8 protein-coding genes are annotated in these 20,476 nt (G+C 69.7%); 6 read left to right on the top strand and 2 right to left on the bottom strand.

Features of this window, described 5'->3' with window-relative positions:
- Positions 1–7 precede the first annotated feature (7 nt).
- The 6 genes from EJI01_RS11545 to EJI01_RS11520 all read left to right on the top strand — a co-directional run bounded on the left by EJI01_RS11545 (position 8) and on the right by EJI01_RS11520 (position 15,772).
- Complete coding sequence (locus tag EJI01_RS11545; RefSeq protein WP_126837244.1) at positions 8–646, top strand: histidine phosphatase family protein; 639 nt, start codon at positions 8–10, stop codon at positions 644–646.
- Between the two features lie 330 nt (positions 647–976).
- Positions 977–8,302 carry a polyketide synthase gene (locus EJI01_RS11540; RefSeq protein ID WP_126837243.1) on the top strand — a complete coding sequence of 2,442 codons (7,326 nt, stop codon included), beginning with the start codon at positions 977–979 and terminating at the stop codon, positions 8,300–8,302.
- Positions 8,299–13,305: a non-ribosomal peptide synthetase gene (locus tag EJI01_RS11535; protein WP_126837242.1), complete on the top strand. Its 5,007-nt coding sequence runs from the start codon at positions 8,299–8,301 to the stop codon at positions 13,303–13,305. The genes EJI01_RS11540 and EJI01_RS11535 overlap by 4 nt, the downstream gene beginning before the upstream one ends.
- A 10-nt stretch (positions 13,306–13,315) precedes the next feature.
- A complete protein-coding gene (locus EJI01_RS11530) occupies positions 13,316–14,035 on the top strand; it encodes a 4'-phosphopantetheinyl transferase family protein (RefSeq protein ID WP_126837241.1) in 720 nt (239 codons plus the stop codon).
- Positions 14,032–14,838: an alpha/beta fold hydrolase gene (locus EJI01_RS11525; protein WP_126837240.1), complete on the top strand. Its 807-nt coding sequence runs from the start codon at positions 14,032–14,034 to the stop codon at positions 14,836–14,838. Before EJI01_RS11530 ends, EJI01_RS11525 begins: the two co-directional genes overlap by 4 nt.
- Positions 14,831–15,772 carry an alpha/beta fold hydrolase gene (locus tag EJI01_RS11520; RefSeq protein ID WP_126837239.1) on the top strand — a complete coding sequence of 314 codons (942 nt, stop codon included), beginning with the start codon at positions 14,831–14,833 and terminating at the stop codon, positions 15,770–15,772. The genes EJI01_RS11525 and EJI01_RS11520 overlap by 8 nt, the downstream gene beginning before the upstream one ends.
- Positions 15,773–15,904: 132 nt before the next feature.
- On the opposite strand, the gene EJI01_RS11515 is transcribed toward EJI01_RS11520, so the two are convergent.
- Both EJI01_RS11515 and EJI01_RS11510 read right to left on the bottom strand, forming a co-directional pair.
- A complete protein-coding gene (locus tag EJI01_RS11515) occupies positions 15,905–19,045 on the bottom strand; it encodes an efflux RND transporter permease subunit (protein ID WP_126837238.1) in 3,141 nt (1,046 codons plus the stop codon).
- Entirely contained in the window at positions 19,042–20,283 is a 1,242-nt protein-coding gene (locus EJI01_RS11510) for an efflux RND transporter periplasmic adaptor subunit (protein WP_185878903.1), read from the bottom strand. The genes EJI01_RS11515 and EJI01_RS11510 overlap by 4 nt, the downstream gene beginning before the upstream one ends.
- Between the last annotated feature and the right edge of the window lie 193 nt (positions 20,284–20,476).

Raw genomic sequence — 20,476 nt, 5'->3', positions numbered from 1 at the left:
GCCCCGGATGGAGGTCACCCGCCTGATTGCCGTGCGCCACGGCGAAACCGCCTGGAATGTCGACACTCGCATCCAGGGGCAGCTCGACATCGCCCTCAACGACACGGGACTTTGGCAGGCCCGGCGCGTTGGGCAGGCACTCGCGGAAGAACCCATCGCCGCCATCTACGCCAGCGACCTCGCGCGCGCGTGGCAAACCGCACTCGAAATCGCACGGCCGCGCGCCATCGAGGTCAAGGCGGAGCCGGGGCTGCGCGAACGGGCCTTCGGCCACTTCGAAGGCCGTACCTTCGCGGATATCGATTCGACGCTCCCCGAACAGGCCCGGCTCTGGCGCACCCGCGACCCGGCCTTCGCACCGGATGGTGGCGAGTCGCTGCTGACCTTCCGGGAGCGCGTGACCGGCGTGGCCGCGGAGCTCGCGGCCCGGCACCCGGGTGAACTGGTGGTGATGGTGGCGCACGGCGGCGTGATGGATGTTCTCTACCGCGCGGCCACCGGGCAAGAGCTGCAGGCGCCGCGCACCTGGCACCTCGGCAATGCCGCCATCAACCGTCTCCTCTGGACGCCCCAGGGCTTCACGCTCGTGGGCTGGGGCGATACGGGGCACCTGAGCGAGGGCTTTCTCGACGAGGCCGCGGCCTGAGCAGCCTGTTCCGCAAAAATAGAACTTTTCTATTGGTTAACGCCATCCGCATGGCGCTTCTTGTACTTCCTTTGTATTCAAAATGTAAAAAGGGGGGCACAATCGTGTCCGCGACGTCCTACGCCGCTCGCAACCAAATGCGTCGAGTGTTGCAGAGCGTCCAAACGACATAGGCTGGCCAGATAGCCGTTCGTACGGTAGCGCGACGCGCCGCCGAAGGGCAATATCGGGCCCATGGAGTGAATGCTTTGTAGTTACTCACAATAGATACATCCAGGCCGGCAACACAAGGCAGTGAAGCAACAGGGCGAACAGCGGAACCACCAGTTCATGGAACAAGGACCAGAAGCCAATTCTTCGACCGAGGCGACGCTTTCGCTGGCGGACCTGTTCGTCCCCCGTGCCGGCGCAGCGGGCCAAGCCGCGGTGCAAGTCTCCAGCCTCGATATCCCGCCGACACTCGCGACCCGTTGGGCCGGGCAGGCCCAGGCGTCCGGCCTTCTGCCGGACACGCTCTTCGCCGCTTCATGGATCCTGCTTCAATCCCGCTGGCTAGGCTTGGCCGTGGTGGAGTTTCACGAGGCACCGGGTCCCGGCATCGTCCTGAACTGCGACGACAGCGCGACAGCGCAGCAATGGCTGGCCACGGTCGACAGCGCACGCCGCCACAGCGTCGTCGCCTCGACAGCCGGATCGCCGTCCCCTTTCGCGCTCTGGCTTCGTGACGGCGCGAGCGCCGACCAGGCCGACGCGCCTTCGCTTCAGCTGGAATTCCATGCGCCCGCGGGCCGGCCGGCGACGCTCCGGCTGGCTGCCGCCGCGTCGCTGATGGACAGCGCGATCGAGGTCGGCCTGCTGCTGGCCATCGCCGATACCGCCGCGGATCTGCTCGATCGCCCCGCGGCAAGCCTGCGCGAGATCCGCACGCTGCCGGCCATCGACAGCCAGCGCCAACTGGAGACATGGAACAGCGCAGCCTCGGCCTGCGACGCGGCGCTGACCGTCCATGCCGCCTTCGACCGCCAGGCCGCCGCACGGCCCGATGCGATCGCGCTGGTGGGCGTCGAGGGCGCGCTGAGCTACCGCGAGCTGGCCGCGCGCGCCGAGTTGCTGGCGCGCCGGCTGCAGGCGCGCGGCATCCGTGCCGGCGACACCGTGGGCGTGATGCTCGATCGCTCGAGCACGGCCGTGGTCGCGCTGCTCGGCATCTTGAAGGCCGGGGCGGTCTACGTGCCGGTGCAACCCGATTTCCCGGCCGAGCGCATCGCGTTCATGCTCTCGGATTCCGTCGTCCGGCTGGTCGTGACGCAGGCCGCGTACCGGCAACTGGTGCCGAGCGAGCGGCCGCTGCTGTCCATCGACGACGACGCAGGCCAGGATGCCGCATTGCCGCCGCTCGCACCGGCCGCGGCCGGCGGCGAATCGCTGGCCTATGTGATGTACACCTCGGGCTCGACCGGCACGCCCAAGGGCATCGAGATCTGCCATCGCTCGATCCTGCGCCTCGTGATCGGCGCGCACTATGTCGAGCTCCGTCCGGGCGAGGCCATGCTGCATGCGGCGCCGCTGGGCTTCGATGCCTCGACGCTGGAGATCTGGGGCCCGCTGCTCAACGGCGGCATCTGCGTGGTGCATGACGAGAAGGTGCCCACGGGTGGCGGGCTCGCGCGCACCATCGCCCAGCATTCGGTGAAGACCGCCTGGCTCACCGCCGGCCTGTTCAATGCCGTGGTCGACGACGATCCCGCGCAACTGGCGGGCCTGCGCCAGCTGCTCACCGGCGGCGAGGCGCTGTCGGTGCCGCATGTGCGGCGCGCGCTGGCCGCACTGCCTGGGCTCGCGCTGATCAACGGCTACGGGCCGACCGAGTGCACGACATTCGCGGCCACGCACCGCATTCCACAGGACCTGCCGGCCGACGCGCGCTCCGTACCCATCGGCCGCCCGATCAACGACACCGTGCTGCGCGTGCTGAGCCCCTCGATGGCGATGCTGCCCGCCGGCCTGGTCGGCGAGCTCTGCATCGGCGGACGCGGCCTGGCGCGCGGCTACCTGCAGCGCCCCGACCTGAGCGCCGAACGCTTCGTGGCCGATCCCTTCGGCGCGCCCGGCGAGCGCCTCTACCGCACGGGCGACCAGGCTCGCTGGCTCCCCGACGGCACGATCGAATACATCGGCCGCATCGATGGCCAGGTGAAGATCCGCGGCCATCGCATCGAAATCGGCGAGGTCGAGGCCGCGCTGCTCGCCCATCCCGGCATCAAGTCCTGCGCGGTCGTGCCGCGCGCGGACGCGGGCGGCCGGCTGCGTCTCGTGGCCTACCTCGTGGCGCGCGGCGCCGAGCTGCCGTGGAGCCTGCTGCGCCAGCATCTCGCCGACCGCCTGCCCGACGCCATGCTGCCGGCGGCGCAGGTCTGGCTCGAGCAACTGCCGGTCACGACCAACGGCAAGCTGGACCGCCGGGCGCTGCCCGAGCCGCCGCGGCAGCGGCCCGAACTCGCGCAGCCTTTCGAGGAAGCGCGCGACGATGCGGAACGCCGCGTCTGCGCCGCCTTCGCGCGCGCGCTCGGCCTCGACCAGGTCGGCCGCAGCGACAACTTCTTCGACCTAGGCGGCGATTCACTGCTGGTGCTGCGGGTGCTGCGCGATCTGCAGCAGGGCAGCGAACGCCGCCTCTCGACCAACCTGTTCTTCCGCCAGCCGACGCCCGCCGCCCTGGCCGCCGACATGCAGGCGCAGCACGACGAACCCGCGCCGCCGCAGCGTGAACGCGCCGTCGCGGCGAAGCCGGCAAGCGGCAGCGACATGGAATCGGTGGCGCTGATCGCCATGGCCGGCCGCTTCCCGGGCGCGGCGGACGTCGAGCAGTTCTGGGACAACCTGATGGCCGGCCGCGAATCGATCAGCTTCTTCGACGACGCGACGCTGGACGCCGGCGTCAGCGCCGCGCTGCGTGCCGACCCGCTCTACGTGCGCGCCCGCGGCGTGATCGACGGCATCGATCAGTTCGACGCCGCTTTCTTCGGCATCAATCCGAAGGAAGCGGAGCTGATGGACCCGCAGCAGCGCGTGTTCCTCGAGATCTGCTGGGAATGCCTGGAACGCGCCGGCTACGTGCCCGACCAGGCGCCCGGCCCGGTCGGCGTGTACGGCGGCATGTACAACGCCAGCTACTTCCAGCGCCACGTCTCGACCCGGCCCGACCTGGTCGAGATGGTGGGCGAGTTCCAGGTCATGCTGGCCAACGAGAAGGACTACATCACCACCCGCGTGGCGAACAAGCTCAACCTCACCGGCCCGGCAGTGAGCGTGCACACCGCCTGCTCGACCTCGCTGGTGGCGATCGCCCAGGCCTTCTTCGCACTGCGCACCGGCCAGTGCCGCATGGCGCTGGCGGGCGGCGCCTCCGTCACATGCCCGCCGAAGAGCGGCTATCTCTACAACGAAGGCTCGATGCTGTCGCCCGACGGCCATACGCGCAGCTTCGATGCCCGGGCCAAGGGCACGGTGTTCAGCGACGGCGCGACGGTGGTATTGCTCAAGCGGCTCTCCGATGCGATCGCCGACGGCGACACCATCTACGCGGTGCTGCGCGGCGCGGCCATCAACAACGACGGCGGCGCCAAGGCCAGCTTCACCGCACCCAGCGTGGACGGCCAGGCCGCGGTGATCGAAGCGGCCCTGGCCTCGGCCGGCGTGGAGGCGCGCAGCATCTCCTACGTCGAGACGCACGGCACGGCGACGCCGATGGGCGATCCGATCGAGGTCGAGGGCCTCGCGCGCGCCTATGCCGCGCACACCGCCGACACCGGTTTCTGCACCATCGGCTCGCTGAAGAGCAATGTCGGGCACATGGTCACCGCCGCGGGCGCGGCCGGGCTCATCAAGACCGCTCTCGCCCTGCACTGCGAGGCGATCCCGGCCAGCCTGCACTACGAGGCGCCGAATCCGGCGATCGATTTCGACGCCACGCCCTTCCGCGTGAACAGCCAGCTTCGCCCCTGGCCGCGCGAGGGCGCGCCGCGACGCGCCGGCGTCAGCAGCTTCGGCGTCGGCGGCACGAATGCGCACGTGATCGTCGAGGAAGCGCCGCCCACCGCGCCTTCCGATCCGGCGAGCGGCCCGCAGCTGCTCACGCTCTCCGCGCGGACGCCGGCTGCGCTCGCCGCCGCCGCCGCCCGGCTGGCCGATCACCTCGACGCGCACCGCGAACTCTCGCTGGCCGACGTCGCCCACACGCTGCGCGTGGGACGCAAGCAGTTCGCACAGCGCGCCTGCGTGGTTGCCGAGTCCATCGACGAAGCGGTCGCGGCATTGCGCAGCGCCGACTCGGCCGCCCGTGCCGGCGCCGCAGTCAACGCCTGGGTACCGCAAGCGGTCTTCATGTTCCCCGGCCAAGGCGCGCAGTACGCCGGCATGGGGCGCACGCTGTATGCCGGCGATGGCGTCTTCCGCGCCGCCTTCGACGAATGCCTGCAGGCTTTCGAGGGCGTGCTCGGCTTCGATCTGCGCGAGCGCATGTTCTCGGACGATACTGCCGCGCTGGCGCCGACCTCGGTCACGCAGCCCGCCACCTTCGCGCTCGAATACGCGCTGGCGCGCCAGCTCATGGCGCTCGACGTAAAGCCGGCCGCGATGATCGGCCACAGCGTCGGCGAGTTCGCCGCCGCCGTGCTGGCCGGCGTGATGCGGCTGGAAGATGCGGCCCGCCTGGTTGCGCGGCGCGGTGCGCTGATGCAGGAATTGCCCGCCGGCACCATGCTCTCGGTGCGCCTGCCGGCGGCCGAGCTGCAGCCGCTCCTGCCCGAAGGGATTTCGCTCGCGGCCGACAACGGCCCGGCGGTCTGCGTGGCGGCAGGGCCGAGCGATGCCATCGAGAGGCTGCGCGCCGAGCTCGAAGCCAAGGGCATCGTCGCCAGGACGCTTTCGACTTCGCATGCCTTTCACTCCGCGATGATGGATGCGGCAGTCGCGCCCTTCGAGGCGCTGGTGCGCGAGACGCCGCTCGCTCCGCCGGCGCTGCCGATCTACTCGACCCTCACCGGCCGCCTGCTGAGCGCCGAGGAAGCGACCGACCCGCGCTATTGGGCGCGCCATCTGCGCGAGACGGTGCGCTTCTCGCCCGCCGTGCGCGAGGTGCTGGCCCAGCTCGCGCACCCGCTCTTCGTCGAGATCGGCCCGCGCAACACGCTGGCCACCCTGGTGCGCCAGCACGCCTCCAAGGCCCTGCCCGCGCCGGCGGCCTCGCTGCTCGCCGACCAGCCGGGCAGTGAGAGCGCCGCCTGGCGGCTCGGCGCCGGCCGGCTCTGGGCCCAGGGCGTCGAGATCGACCTGGCGGCCCTCGACGCGCGCGCACGCAAGCAGCGCGTGCGCCTGCCCACCTATCCCTTCGAGCGCAAGCGCTTCTGGGTCGACATCGCTTCGACGCCTATCGCAGCTGCACCTGCGCCCGCGCCCGCGCTCGCCGTTGCCGCATCCGTGCCCCCACAGACCCCATCGATTCCGGAGTTGACAATGACCGTCGCTGCTGCTGCCGCCACTTCCGCACCGCCCGCGCGGCGCGCCTCCCTCGTCACGCGCCTGCGCGAGCTGTTCGAGAACCTCTCGGGCGCCGACATGGCCGACGTCGACGGCGCCGCGCCCTTCGTCGAGATCGGGCTCGACTCGCTCACGCTCACGCAGGCCGCGCTGCAGGTCAAGAAGACCTTCAAGGTGAACCTGACCTTCCGGCAGCTGATGGAGAGCTATCGCAGCTTCGACGCGCTGGCCGAGTTCCTCGATGCGACGCTGCCGCCGGACACGGCCGCAGCGGTCGTGCCGCCGGCAATGCCCGCTGCCGTGCCGCAGCAACCGGCGCTTGCCGCACTGCCGGCCATGCAGCCCGCGGCGGTCGTGACGGACGCCAGCGGCAGCCTGGTGCAGCAGGTCATCGCACAACAGATGCAATTGATGCAACAGCAACTCGCATTGCTGTCGGCGGCCCCGACGGTTCCGGTCAGCCCTGTGCTGCCGGCGCCGGCGGTGGAGCAACCCACGCCCATGGCCACCGCCGCGGCCACGGCGTCCAACACCCCCGAGCCGGCTGCCGCCGAGGAGCCGCCCGCCGCGCCGACGTACGACGTCAAGAAAGCCTTCGGCGCCATCGCGCGCATCCACACGCAGAGCAAGGAGCCGACCGAGCGCCAGAAGGCGCGGCTGGCGGCCTTCATGCGCCGCTATGTCGAGCGCACCCGGAAGAGCAAGGCTTTCACCGAGCACAACCGCTCGCACATGGCCGACCCGCGCGTGGTCAACGGCTTCCGGCCCGCGACCAAGGAAATCACCTACCAGATCGTCATCGAGCGCTCCAAAGGCTCGCGCATGTGGGACATCGACGGCAACGAGTACGTCGACACGCTCAACGGCTTCGGCATGAATCTCTTCGGCTGGACGCCCGACTTCATCAACGAGGCGGTGAAGAAGCAGCTCGACCTGGGCTACGAGATCGGCCCGCAGCATCCGCTGGCCGCCGACGTGACCCGGCTCTTGTGCGAGCTCACCGGATTCGACCGCGCCGGCCTGTGCAACACCGGTTCCGAGGCGGTGATGGCGGCGCTGCGCATCGCGCGCACCGTCACCGGCCGCAGCACCGTGGTGCTCTTCACCGGCTCCTACCACGGCACCTTCGACGAGGTGCTGGTGCGCGCGGGCCGCAATGCCAAGGGCATGTCGGCCGCACCCGGCGTGCTGCAGGGCATGTTCGGCGACATTCGCGTGCTGGACTACGGCACGCCCGAGGCGCTCGAGTTCATCCGCGCCAATGCCGAGGACCTGGCTGCCGTGCTGGTCGAGCCGGTGCAGAGCCGCCGGCCCGACTTCCAGCCGCGCGATTTCCTGCGCGAGGTGCGCGCGATCACCGAGAAGTCCGACACCTGCCTGATCTTCGACGAGGTCATCACCGGCTTCCGCTGCGACCTGGGCGGCGCGCAGGCGCTGTTCGGCATTCGCGCCGACCTCGCCACCTACGGCAAGGTGCTGGGCGGCGGCATGCCCGTGGGCGTGATCGCGGGCAGGCGGCAGTACATGGATGCGCTCGACGGCGGTCCCTGGCAGTACGGCGACGACTCCGTGCCCACGGTGGGCGTCACCTACTTCGCCGGCACCTTCGTGCGGCATCCGCTCGCGCTGGCCGCCGCCAAGGCCGCGCTCGAACACCTGAAGGCGGACAACAACAAGCTGCAGACACAGCTGAACCTGCATACCGCGGCCATGGCCGACGAGCTCTCGGCCTTCTGCCGCGAGGTCGGCGCGCCGGTCGAGATCCGCTACTTCTCCTCGCTGTGGCGCGTCAGCTGGCTCGAAGACCATCCGCTGCAGGACCTGCTGTTCGCGATGATGCGCAGCCGCGGGGTGCACATCCTCGACAACTTCCCCTGCTTCATGACGGCCGCGCATTCGCAGCAGGACATCGCGACCATCAAGTCGGCCTTCAAGGAATCGATTGCCGAGATGCAGGAAGCCGAGCTGCTGCCGCGCCGCGCCGCGCCCAAGACGGTGCTCGACCCCTCGCATCCGCCCGCACCCGACGCGCGGCTCGGCCGCGACAAGGACGGCCAACCCGCGTGGTTTGTGCCCGATCCGAACGCCCAAGGCAAATTCACGAAGTACAAAGCATGATCGATGCAGTCGCCACCCTGTCCGCCGAGGACGCCGCCGAGGAGTTCGATCCCTTCGCCTCGGGCCTGATCGAGCGCGTCGTCTCGACCACCGAGGCGCAGCGCGAAGTCTGGCTCGGCGATCGCCTGAGTCCGGAAGCCTCGCTGGCCTACAACGAGACGCTCCGGCTGCGGCTCAAGGGCACGCTGGACACGCGAGCGCTCGCCAGCGCGCTCGACCGGCTGGTCGCGCGCCACGAATCGCTTCGCGCCACCATCTCGCCCGACGGCGCGCAGTTGCTGATCGGCGAGGCCGCGCCGGTCCACATGGCCGAATACGATCTCGGCGCGCTCGATGCGGCGGCGCAGAAGCGCAGGCTCGAGGAAGACGGCGTGGCCGCCGTGCTCGAGCCGTTCCACCTCGAGCAGGGCCCGCTCTTCAGGGCCGCGCTCTACCGGCTGTCGCCGATCGACCACGTGCTCGTGATGAGCGCGCACCACGCGATCTGCGACGGCTGGTCCTGGGGCGTGATCAGCCAGGACCTCGGCAGCCTCTATGCCGAACAGATCGGCGCCGGTCCGGCATTGGAGCCGGCGGCCCAGTATTCCGACTACGCCGCCTGGGAGGCCCAAGAGGCGAACAGCCCCGAGATGGACGCCCACGTCGGCTACTGGCTCTCGCGCTTCGCGGGCGGCAGCCTGCCGGTGCTGGAGCTGCCGCTGGACCGCCCGCGGCCGGCGGTGCGCACCTTCAATGCCTACCGCATCGATCACGTCTTGAGCCAGGACCTCATCGACGGCCTGCGCAAGGTCGGCGCCGTTTCGGGCACCAGCCTGTTCGCGACCATGTTCAGCGCCTTCGCCGCTACCCTGCACCGCCTGACGGCGCATGACGACCTGGTGATCGGCATCGCGGCCGCGGGCCAGATGCCCAGCGACATGCCCTCGCTGGTGGGCCACTGCGTCAACCTGCTGCCGATCCGCGTGGCGGTCGACACCCAGGCGCCCTTCAATGCGCTGGCGCGCCAGGCCGGAAGCGCCCTGCTCGACGCCTTCGAGCACCAGACCCTGACCTACGGCGCGCTGCTCAAGAAGCTGCCCGTGCCGCGCGACCCCAGCCGCCTGCCGCTGGTGAACGTGCTGTTCAACGTGGACCGCGATGCCGCGCCCAACGAGGGCAATTTTCCCGACCTGCAGGTCGAGCAGAGCACCATCGCGCGCCGCTACGAGAACTTCGAACTCTTCCTCAACGTGACGCCCGTGGTAGGCGGCATGCAGATGGAGGCGCAGTACAACGCCGACCTCTACGACGATGCGACCGTGCGCCGCTGGCTCGGCATGTACGAAAGCTTGCTGCGCGCCGTGGTGCGCAATCCGGCCCAGCCGGTCGGCAAGCTCGCGCTGCTGTCGCCCGCCGAAGCGCACGCCCTCACGACGCTGCAGCCGGCGCCGACGCCATTGGAAGGCGCGCCGCTGATGCATGCCGGCTTCATGACGCACGCGGCGACTCAGCCCGCGCAGCCGGCTTTGCGCGACGGCGCCAGGCGCATGAGCTACCGCGAACTCGACGAACGCTCGAACCGATTGGCCCATGCGCTGCGTGCGCGCGGCATGGGCCGCGGCGAACGCGTCGGCCTGTGCCTGGACCGCGGCTTCGACATGTTCGTGGCCCTGCTCGCGGTGCTCAAGAGCGGCGCCGCCTACGTGCCGCTCGACCCCGCCTTCCCCCAGGCGCGCCTGGACTACTACGCCGAGGATGCGAAGCTCGGGCTGCTGCTGACCGCCTCCTCGATCGCCGCGGCGCCGAGGACGTGGCGCGAAGACGCGGCCGACCGCGTGCTGATGCTCGACCTGGACACCGCCTGGCAGAACGAAGCGCCCACGCCGCTCCCGCCCGGGGCCCAAGATGCGCAGGGCGAAGACACCGCCTACGTCATCTACACCTCCGGATCGACCGGCAAACCCAAGGGCGTGTGCGTGCCGCACCGCGCGGTGGCGAACCTGATGCAGACCATGCAGCGCCAGCCGGGCATCGGTGCGGGCGACCGCATGGCCGCGGTGACCACGCTGTCCTTCGACATGGCGGTGCCCGAGGTGATGCTGCCGCTGGCGGCGGGCGCCGAGATCGTGATCGTGCAGCGCGAGGTCGCGATGGACGGCAACCGGCTGCGAGCGCTGCTGGAGTCGGAAGCCATCACCATCCTGCAGGCTACACCCGGCATGTGGCGGCTGCTGCTCGATGCCGAGTGGTCGGGCCCGCGCGGCTTTCGCGCCTGGATCGGCGCCGAGCCGGTGCCCGCGGATCTCTCGCTGGATCTGATGGACCGCACGAGCGAACTCTGGAACCTCTACGGACCGACGGAAACCACCGTGTGGTCGACCGTCTGGCGCATGGAGCGCCCGATCGTCGCGGCGCGCGGCGTCTCCATCGGCCGGCCGATGGCCAACACCGGCGTCTGGATCCTCGACGGCAACCTCGAGCCCTGCCCGATCGGCGTGCCGGGCGAGATCTGCATCAGCGGCATGGGCGTGACGCTGGGCTACCTCGACCGGCCCGAGCTTACGGCCGAGCGATTCGTGACGACCGCCATCGACGGCGTCGAAACGCTGATCTACCGCAGCGGCGACCGCGGCCGCTGGCGCAACGACGGCCTGCTGGAGCACATGGGCCGCTTCGACTTCCAGGTCAAGGTGCGCGGCTACCGCATCGAACTCGGCGAGATCGAGGCGCGCTGCAACGAGGCGCCAGGCGTCGCGCGCAGCGTCGTCGTCACGCGCGAAGACCAGCCGGGCGACGTGCGCCTGGTGGCCTACCTCGCGCCCTCGCCGGGCGCCACGGTCGACCTGGCCGCGCTCGATCGTCATTTGCGCTGCCGCCTGCCGCAGTACATGGTGCCGCAGCACGTGGTCGGCCTCGACGCCATTCCGCTGCTGCCCAACGGCAAGGTGGACCGCAAGGCGCTGCCCAAGCCCAGCGCGACGCGGCAAGAGACGAGCGAGCGGCTGGCGCCGCGCAACGAGCGCGAACGCATCGTGATGGAAACGATGGAGCGCGTGCTCAACCTGCCCGGCCTCGGCATCCGCGACGACTTCTTCTCGCTGGGCGGCCATTCGCTGCTCGCGGCGCGGCTCGCGACCCTGCTGAGCCGCGAGTTCGAGCTCACGGTGCCGCTGCGCATGCTGTTCGAGGCGCCGACGGCCGAACGGCTGGCCGCTGCGATCGAAGGCCTCGACGGCAGCAACGCGCCGCGCAGCGCGCCGATCGCGCATGTCGCGGACCGCAGTAGCGCACAGCTCACGCCGATGCAGGAGCGCATCCGTTTCGTGGAAGAGCTGCATCCCGGGCGTCCGACCTACAACGCCCCGTCCGCGCACCGGCTCGGCGGGCCGCTGGACGTCGAGAAGTTCAATGCGGCGCTGCGCACGATCATCGAGCGGCAGCCCTCGCTGCGCACCGCGATCGGCACCGATCCCGCCACCGGCGCGCCGGCTGCGTTGATCGCGAAGGACGTGGCCTACGAGCTCCCGGTGTTCGATCTCGGCGATCTGCCGGAGGACCAGCGCGAAGCCGAGCTGACCGAGCGCATGCACGAGATGGCCGATCGCCCGATCGACATTCATCGCGCGCCGATGTTCCACGCGGCGCTCTACAGGATCTCGGCCGAGGACCACGCCTTCGTCTTCGTGCCGCACCACCTGATCTGGGACGGCTGGTCCTTCGACATCCTGCAGAGCGAGCTGTCCACCGTCTATGGCGCGCTGGTGCGCGGCGAGGCGCACGGACTGCCCGAGCTGGCCGTGACCCACGGCGACTATGCCGACTGGTATGCGCGCTGGCTCACTGAGCCCGAGGCCGAGCTCCAGTTGCGCTACTGGAAGGACCGTTTCGCGAACTCGCCGACGCCGAAGGCGCCGCGCACCGACATGCCGCGCCGCGCGGGCATGAGCGGCCAGGGCGGCGCGCACTGGATCAATGTCGACAAGGCGCTCACCGAGCGGCTGCGCGAGACCGGCCAGCGCCACGACGTCACGCTCAACATGCTGACCCTGGGCGTCTATATTCTCATGATGAGCAGCATCGTCGACAGCCGCTCGATCGTCATCGCCACGCCGGTGCGCGGCCGCGAGACGCCCGAGCTCGAGCCGGTGATGGGCTTCTTCAACAACGTGCTGCCGCTGTCCTTCCAGATCGACCGCTCGCTGCGCTTCGGCGAGTTCATGCGCTACGTGAAGCAGGAGCTGATCGCAGTGATGAGCCACCAGCAGATCCCCTTCGAGCGCCTGGTCAGCGAGCCCGAATTCGTGGAGCGCGCGCAGGGCGTGGGGCTCTACCAGGCCCTGTTCTCGTTCCAGGACGCGCGCGAGCGGCCGCGCGACATCGGCGGACTCCAGCACCGCCAGATGCATCTGCCGCAGCGCGGCGCGACCGACGATCTCGGCATCTGGCTGATGGACAAGCCCAACGGCCTCGAAGGCGCGGTGGTCTACAACGCCGACATCTACAAGCGCGAGACCGGCGCCGCCTTCATGGAGCGCTATCTCGAGCTGCTGCGCCTGGTCGCGCAGCAGCCGGACGCCACGCTGGAAGCCATCGCGGCGCCGGCCGGCTCGGCAAGCGCGGTCTACCTGCAGCGGCTCGCGGCCGACGAGGCGCCGGCGCCCACCGCCGCGCAGACCGTGGCCGCGCGGCCGCCGCAGGCGCAGGTGCTGCTGTTGCCGGAGCAGGCGAAGCTGGCGCAGATCTGGGCCAGCGCGCTCAGCATCGACGTCAACGACATCCGCGCCAACGACAACTTCTTCGACCTCGGCGGCGACTCGCTGCTCGCGATGCGCGTGATCCAGCAAGCCGAACAGGTGATGGGCTTCCGCGTGGAACCGCGCCGCTACGTGTTCGAAGGCCTGGGGCAGCTGGCCTCGGCCGCTGCAGGCACGGCGCTCGACATGGCCGCGGTGCCGGCGGCGAACGAATCGCGGCGCGGCGGCCTGCTCGGCCGCGTGTTCTCCGGCTGGGGCCGCAAGAGCTGAAGAGGCCGCCATGACGATCACGCAACTCCCCTCCTCGGCATCTTGCCGCCTCTGGCAGGTCGACCTGGACGCCACGCCGGCGCCGCAGGCGGTGGCTTCCCTGTCGGAGGCCGAATGGGAGCGCGCCCGGCGCTTCGTCTTTCGGCGCGACCGCAACCGCTTCGTCGCCGCCCATGCGGCCCTGCGCGAGACGCTCTCCGCGCAATGCGGGATCCCCGCGAGCCTGCTGGAGTTCGACCACGGCGCCCTCGGCAAGCCCGCGCTGGTCGAGCGTGCGCAGTTGCGCTTCAACCTGAGCCACAGCCAGTCGGTGGCCTTGATCGCGGTCTGCGACGAGGCCGAAGTGGGGGTCGATGTCGAACTGCTGCGCCCCATGCCGGACGCGGCGGCGCTGGCCGCCAACTACTTCACCGAGGCCGAGCGGCGGGCGCTGGCCCAGCTCGAGCCCAGCGAGCGCGACCGCGCCTTCCTCACCTGCTGGACCCGCAAGGAAGCCTGCCTCAAGGCCACCGGCATGGGCCTCTCGGTCGACACGCGCAGCTTCGACGTGGGCGTGGTGCCCGATTCGCGCGAAGTGAAGATCGGCTCCGCCGACGGGGTGGTGCGCCTGGCGCTGTCGTCCTTCCATGATGTCCAGGGCGCCCTGTGTGCGGTGGCACGGGTGCTGATGTGCGAAGAGGCGGTTGTCGCACAGCGCCTGCACGCCGTCGAAAGCGAGACTTACGCATGACTCCGATGCTCTTCGGCCCGGCCTCGCGGCAGCTCTTCGGGCTCTTCCATTCGCCTGAGCGCGACAGCGGCATCGCCGTGTTGATCTGCCCGCCCCTCGGGCAGGAGGCCGTGCGCGCGCACCGCCTGTTCCGCGTGCTGTCCGACCGGCTCGCGCGTTCCGGCGTAGCGGTGCTGCGCTTCGACTACCACGGCAGCGGCGACTCGCCCGGCGAGGACACCGACGGCGATCTAGAAGGCTGGCGGCGCGACGTCTGCACCGCGCACGAGGAGCTGCGGCGCCGCGCCGGCAGCCGGCGCATCGTCTGGCTCGGCGCGCGCCTGGGCGCCGCCCTGGCGGTGCTGGCGGCCAAGAGCGGGCGCTGCGATCCGGCCCGGCTCATTCTGTGGGACCCGATCATCGACGGCGCGCGCTACGTCCAGGAACTGCGCGCCGGCCACGTGGAGGCGCTCGAGCGCTCCTTCTGCGTGCCGGACCCGGCATGGCGGCGCCGGCTGGCCAAGGACGGCGATGCATTCACCGACGAAATCTTCGGCTTCGGCGTATCGCAGTTGCTGCGCCAGCAGCTGCGCGCGCTCGGCCCGGAAACCCTGCAGCTCACGGCGCTGCACGAAACCGTGGTGCTCGCCGATGCCGGCGACCATATTGCCCATCAATGGGCGGGCAAGGAGACGGCCCGCCACATGCCGCTGCGCGTCACGCCGTTCCAGCACCCGCTGATCTGGACCTCCGACCCGCATCCCAATAACGCGATGGTCCCTACCGAGGCCGTGCAACGCTTGCTGGCAGAAGTCCATGAATGACTACAAAGAAATCCCCGTCCAGTTCGGGCCCGACGGCTCGCTGATCGGCGTCATCACGACGCCCGCCGAGGGTTCGCTGGCGCCCGTCGCCTGCCTCATGCTCAACATGGGCGCGAACCACCGGATCGGGCCTCGGCGCATCAACGTGAAGCTGGCGCGGCAGATGGCCGCGCGCGGCATCAGCAGCATCCGCTTCGATCTCGCGGGCCTGGGCGACAGCGGCCCGGCCAGCGGCTCCGAGCACTTCCTCACGCAGGCGGTGTTCGATCTGCAGGCGGCGATGAACCTGATCCAGACCATGCTCGGCATTCGGCGCTTCATTGCGATCGGCCTGTGCTCGGGCGCCACCAACGGGCTTTCGCTTGCGGTGGCCGATGCGCGCGTCGTCGGCCTGCTGATGTTCGACGGCTATGCCTTCCCGGGCCGCCGCGCGCAGCTGGAGCGCAGCTTGCACCGCGCGCTGGCGGTGCCGACCAATCCGGCCGTGATCGGCAAGACGATGCGCTGGCTGCAGCGCAAGTTCTCGGCCAGCGCCGCGGCCGCCGCGTCGCCCAGCATCTTCGAACCCGAACCGCCGGAAGTCACGGCCGCGCTGTTCCGCCGCTCGATGAGCCAGCTGGCGGAGCGCAACGTGGCGGTGCTGCAGCTCTACACCGGCACCATGCACGTGACGGACCGCGGCCGCGACCAGCTGGGGCCCTTTGCCGACGAGCCCTTCATGCAGCAGTTCGAATACGAGTTCATCGGCGAGATCGACCACAGCCTCACCTCGATGGCCTCGCAGCAGATCTTCATGCGGGTGGTGTGCGACTGGGCGCTGCGCGTGACGCACGGCGGCACGGCCTCGGCCCATTCCCCAGCGACGGGTCGCGCCGGCACGCATGCCGGCGCAGCGCGCAGCGCAGCGGCCTGGCAGCGCGATCCGGTGCATTGAGCCACCCCTAGGCTTGCCCACTTCGTGTGGCCGCCAACCCCCTTGCAAGGGGGCAACACCAGCGGCCCGGCAAAGCCGGTTCCGCGGTGTTCCTGGAATGGACCTCCAAATTCAGCGGCGGGTAGAAGCGAGCTACGCCCCAGCGTGCGCGAGTTTTTCTTCGGGCAACTCCTGCATCGGCCCGCTGCCGCTGTAGCGGTCCAGCGCGAGGTAGATCGCCGGCGTGATGTAGAGCGTGATCACCTGCGAGAAGATCAGCCCGCCGACCACCGCCACGCCCAGCGGCTGGCGCAGTTCGGCGCCGGCGCCCAGGCCCAGCGCGAGCGGCAGAGCGCCCATCATGGCCGCCAGCGTGGTCATCATGATCGGGCGGAAGCGCAGCCTGCAGGCCTCGCGGATCGCATCGACCGGCTGCATGCCCTGGGTTCGCTGCGCATCGAGGGCGAAGTCGATCATCATGATCGCGTTCTTCTTGACGATGCCGATCAAGAGCAGGATGCCGATGGTCGCGATCAAGGTCAGATCGAAGCCGAAGAGCCTGAGCGAGAGCAGCGCCCCGACCGCCGCCGAAGGCAGGCCGGCGAGGATGGTCAGCGGGTGGATGTAGCTCTCGTAGAGCACGCCCAGGAGCACGTAGATCACCAGCACCGCCAGGATCAGCAGCACGGCCTGGCTGGCCTGCGAGCTCTGGAACACCGCGGCGTCGCCGCCGTAGCTCGTGATGATCGAGGGAGGCATCTTGAGCTCGGCCTTGAACCGGTCGACCTTGGCGGTCGCGTCGCCCAGCGGCACGTTGGGCGCGAGGTTGAAAGACACCGTCACCGCCTGCAGCTGCCCTTGGTGGTTGACCGAGGTCGGGCCGACCGTGCGCTTGACGGTCGAGAAGGCCGACAGCGGCACCAGCTGCCCGGCCTTGTTGCGCACCGACAGGCGTGTCATGTCTTCCTCGAACTGGCGGTCGTCGTCGGCCGCCGAGAGGATCACCTGGTAGGTGTTGCTGGGGCCGTAGATGCTGCCGATCTGCCGGTCGCCATACGCGTTGTAGAGCGCGGTGCGCAGGTCGCCGACCTCGACGCCGAGCACGCCGGCCTTGACGCGGTCGATGTCGAGGGTGGCCTGCAGGCCGCGGTTCTGCGAATCGCTGGTCACGTCGCGGAAGGCCGGGTCGGCGCGCATGCGCTCCATCAGCCGGTCGGCCCACACGTTCATCGTGCCGGCGCTCACGCTTTGCAGGGTGTACTGGAAGCGCGCCTTGCTCGGCCGGCCGCCCAGGCGCAGGTTCTGCAGCGGCTGCATGTAAGCGGTGATGCCCGGGATCTCGCGAAAGCGCGTGCGCAGGGACTCCATCACCTGCGCCATGACGGCGCGTTCCTTGCGCGGCTTGAGTACCACGAACAATCGGCCGGAATTCTGCGTGGAGCTCGAACCGCCGACGCCGACGAAGGAGTTGACATAGGCCACGTTCGGGTCGGCCTTCACGGCCTCGGCCACGCGATCCTGCAAGACCTTCATCGCCGGGAACGAGATGTCCTCGGCGGCTTCGGTCGTGATGAAGATCTGCCCGATGTCTTCCTCCGGGAAGAAGCCTTTCGGGATGACGATGAACAGCCACGCCGTCAGCGCGAAGGTCGATGCGGCCACGATGAGCATCAGCTTGCGGTGATGCAGCGTCCAGTCGAGCGAGCGCAGGTAGCTGCCGTGCACCCAGCGGTAGCCTCGCTCGAAGCCGCGCCCGATTGCAGTGCCCGGTTCCGGGTGCCCTTCCTCATGGTCCAGGGCGCCGTGGGCACGCGGCGTGTGCCGCAGCAGCCGGCTCGCGAGCATCGGCACCAGCGTGAGCGACACCACGGCCGAGACCAAGACCGCGAGGCCCACCACCACCGCGAACTCGTGGAACAGCAGGCCGATCACGCCCGGCATGAAGAAGACGGGGATGAACACCGCCACCAGCGAGACCGAGATCGAGACGATGGTGAAGCCAACCTCGCGCGCGCCGCGCAGCGCGGCGGCCATCGGCTCCATGCCCTTCTCGACGTAGCGCATGATGTTCTCGAGCACCACGATCGCGTCGTCCACCACCAGCCCGACCGCCAGCGTGATGCCCAGCAGCGAGACGTTGTCCAGGCTATAGCCGAAGGCGGCGAGCAGCGCCACCGCGCCGATCAGCGAGATCGGGATCGTGGCGGCCGGAATCAGCGTGGCCACCACGCGATGCAGGAACAGGAAGATCACCAGCACCACCAGCAGCACGGTGCCGAGCAGCGTCAGCTGCACGTCATGCACGGCCTCGCGGATCGAGATCGACCGGTCGTTGACCATGTTGATCTCGACCGACTGCGGCAGCTCCTCGCGGAAGCGCGGCATCAGCGCGCGCACCGCATCCACCACCTGCACCGTGTTGGCATTGGGCTGCCGCTGCACCGCGAGCGAGATCGAGCTCTGGCCGTTGAAGCTGCTGGCGGTCTTGACCGACTCGAAGCTGTCCTCGACGGTCGCGACCTCGTCCAGACGCACCGGCGCCCCGTTGCGCTGGCCGACGATCAGCTTGGCGAAGTCGGCCGCCTTCATCAGTTGCTCGTTGGCCTGGATGGTGAGCGTCTGGCGCGGGCCGTCGAGCACGCCGACCGGGGTATTGGCATTGGCCGAGCGCACCGCGTCGGCCAGCTCCTCGAGCGTGATGTTGCGCGCGTTGAGCAGGTCGGCGTCCGCCTTGATGCGCACCGCGAAGGCCTTGCGCCCGTAGACCACCACCTGGGCCACGCCGTCGAGGGTCGACAGGGTCGGCGAGATCAGGTTCTCGGCATAGTCGTTGAGCTCGGCCGGGCTCATCGACTGCGACACCATCGCGATGAACAGCACCGGCGCATCGGCCGGGTTGACCTTGCGATAGGACGGCAGTTGGGTCAGCTCGATCGGCAGTTGCCGCTGCGCGCGCAGCAGCGCCGCCTGGACGTCGACCGCGGCCGCGTCGATGTCGCGGCTGCTCACGAACTCGAGCGTGATCGAGGTCACGCCCTGGGTGTTGACCGAGCTGATGGTCTGCAGCCCCGGGATGGTGGAGAACTGCTTTTCGAGCGGCAGCGCGACCGAGGACGCCATCGTGTCCGGACTGGCGCCCGGCAGCTGCGCGTTGACGTTGATGACCGGCGTGTTGTAGCTCGGCAGCGCCGCGACCGGGATCTGGAAATAGGCAAAGATGCCGGCCACCACCGCCGCGGCAGAGAGCAGCACCGTCATCGCCGGCCGACGGATGCAGAGCTCGGAGATGTTCATGAGCGTTCCCGCTCCGCGACCAGGCTGGCGTTGGAAGGCGTGACCGAGGCTGCGCTGCCGGGCGTGGCCTCGGGCGTCGCGCCGGGCCGCTGCGGCGAGACCGATGCATCGAGGCGCACCTTGCCGCCGGGACGCACGTTCTGCTTGCCTTCGATGACCACCTGCTCGCCCGGCTCGACGCCGCGCACCGCGACCTGCGTGCCGAAGCTGTGGAGCGTCTCGACCTTGCGGCGCACGGCCGTCTGGTTGGCATCGACCACGTAGACCGAGCTCCCTTCGGCCAGCATCATGATCGCGGCCGCCGGCACCACGGTCGCACCCTCGATGGTGCGAACCGTGACGCGGGTCTCGACGAACTGGCCGGGCCAGAGGCCCTGATCGGCGTTGTCGAACACCGCCTTGGCGCGGACCGTGCCGATCAGCGGGTCGACCGCGTTGTCGACGAAATTCAACACGCCCTTCATTGGCGCCTTGCGCCCGGCGACGAGCGCCTCGACCGGCGTGCGCGAACGGGCCGCGGCCAGCAGGTCCTGCAGCTTTCCTTCGGGCACCGGGAAGCTCACGGCGATCGGGTCGAGCTGCGTGATCGTGACCAGCGACAGGCTGGGCTGCACCAGCGTGCCGGGGTAGATGTTGACGGCGCCGATGCGCCCGGCGATCGGCGCGCGCAGCGTCGCATAGCCCAGCGCCACCTGCGCCGATTGCACCGCCGCGCGGTCGGCCGCCACCGCGGCGCGCTGCGCCTCGAGCTGCGACAGCGTCGCGTCGGCGGCAGCCTTGGCGATGAAGTTCTGCGCCACCAGTTCCTGGCTGCGCTTGTACTGGCGTTCGAGATCGGCCAGCGTGGCCTCGTCCCGCTGCTGCTGCGCGCGCGCCTTGGCGAGGTTGGCCTGGTCGGGACGGTCGTCGAGCGTGAAGAGCAATTGGCCCTCCTTCACGAACTGCCCTTCCTTCACATGCACCTCGCGCACCGTGTTGGTCACCTGCGGGCGCAAGTCCACGCTGTTGAGAGAGACCACGCTGCCATTGACCTGCACCGTGACCGGTACATCCTGCCGCCGCGCCGCTGCCAGCGTGACCAGCGCCACCGCGCCACCGTTGGGCGCCGCACCCATGGCCGCTGTCGATGCACCGGCTTCCGAGGCGCTGCGCGTCTTGGTGCCGGACCACCACCAGGTGCCGGCTGCGGCGGCGACGATCAACGCACCCGCAAAGGTGAGGACGAGGTTCTTCTTCATGGGGCGTATACGTTGGCTCGTGGGCTGATCGCAGGCGCAGTGGGTGCACTTTTACCTGACAGCGACCATTGGAGCAGGGGTGCACTGCGAGAGTCCATCACCCCCGTAAAGATAAGTAAAGCGAGCATGAAGGACCGACGCCAAGGGCGCGGCTCGGCGTGGGCGGCAGGGAGCGGGCCGCTAGAATCGCCGC

The organism is Variovorax sp. MHTC-1, from assembly GCF_003984645.1.
In the GTDB taxonomy this organism is placed as follows: Bacteria; Pseudomonadota; Gammaproteobacteria; order Burkholderiales; family Burkholderiaceae_C; genus Variovorax.
Note: the sequence above shows the minus strand (reverse complement) of the source record. Positions and strands in the feature narration are given on the sequence as shown.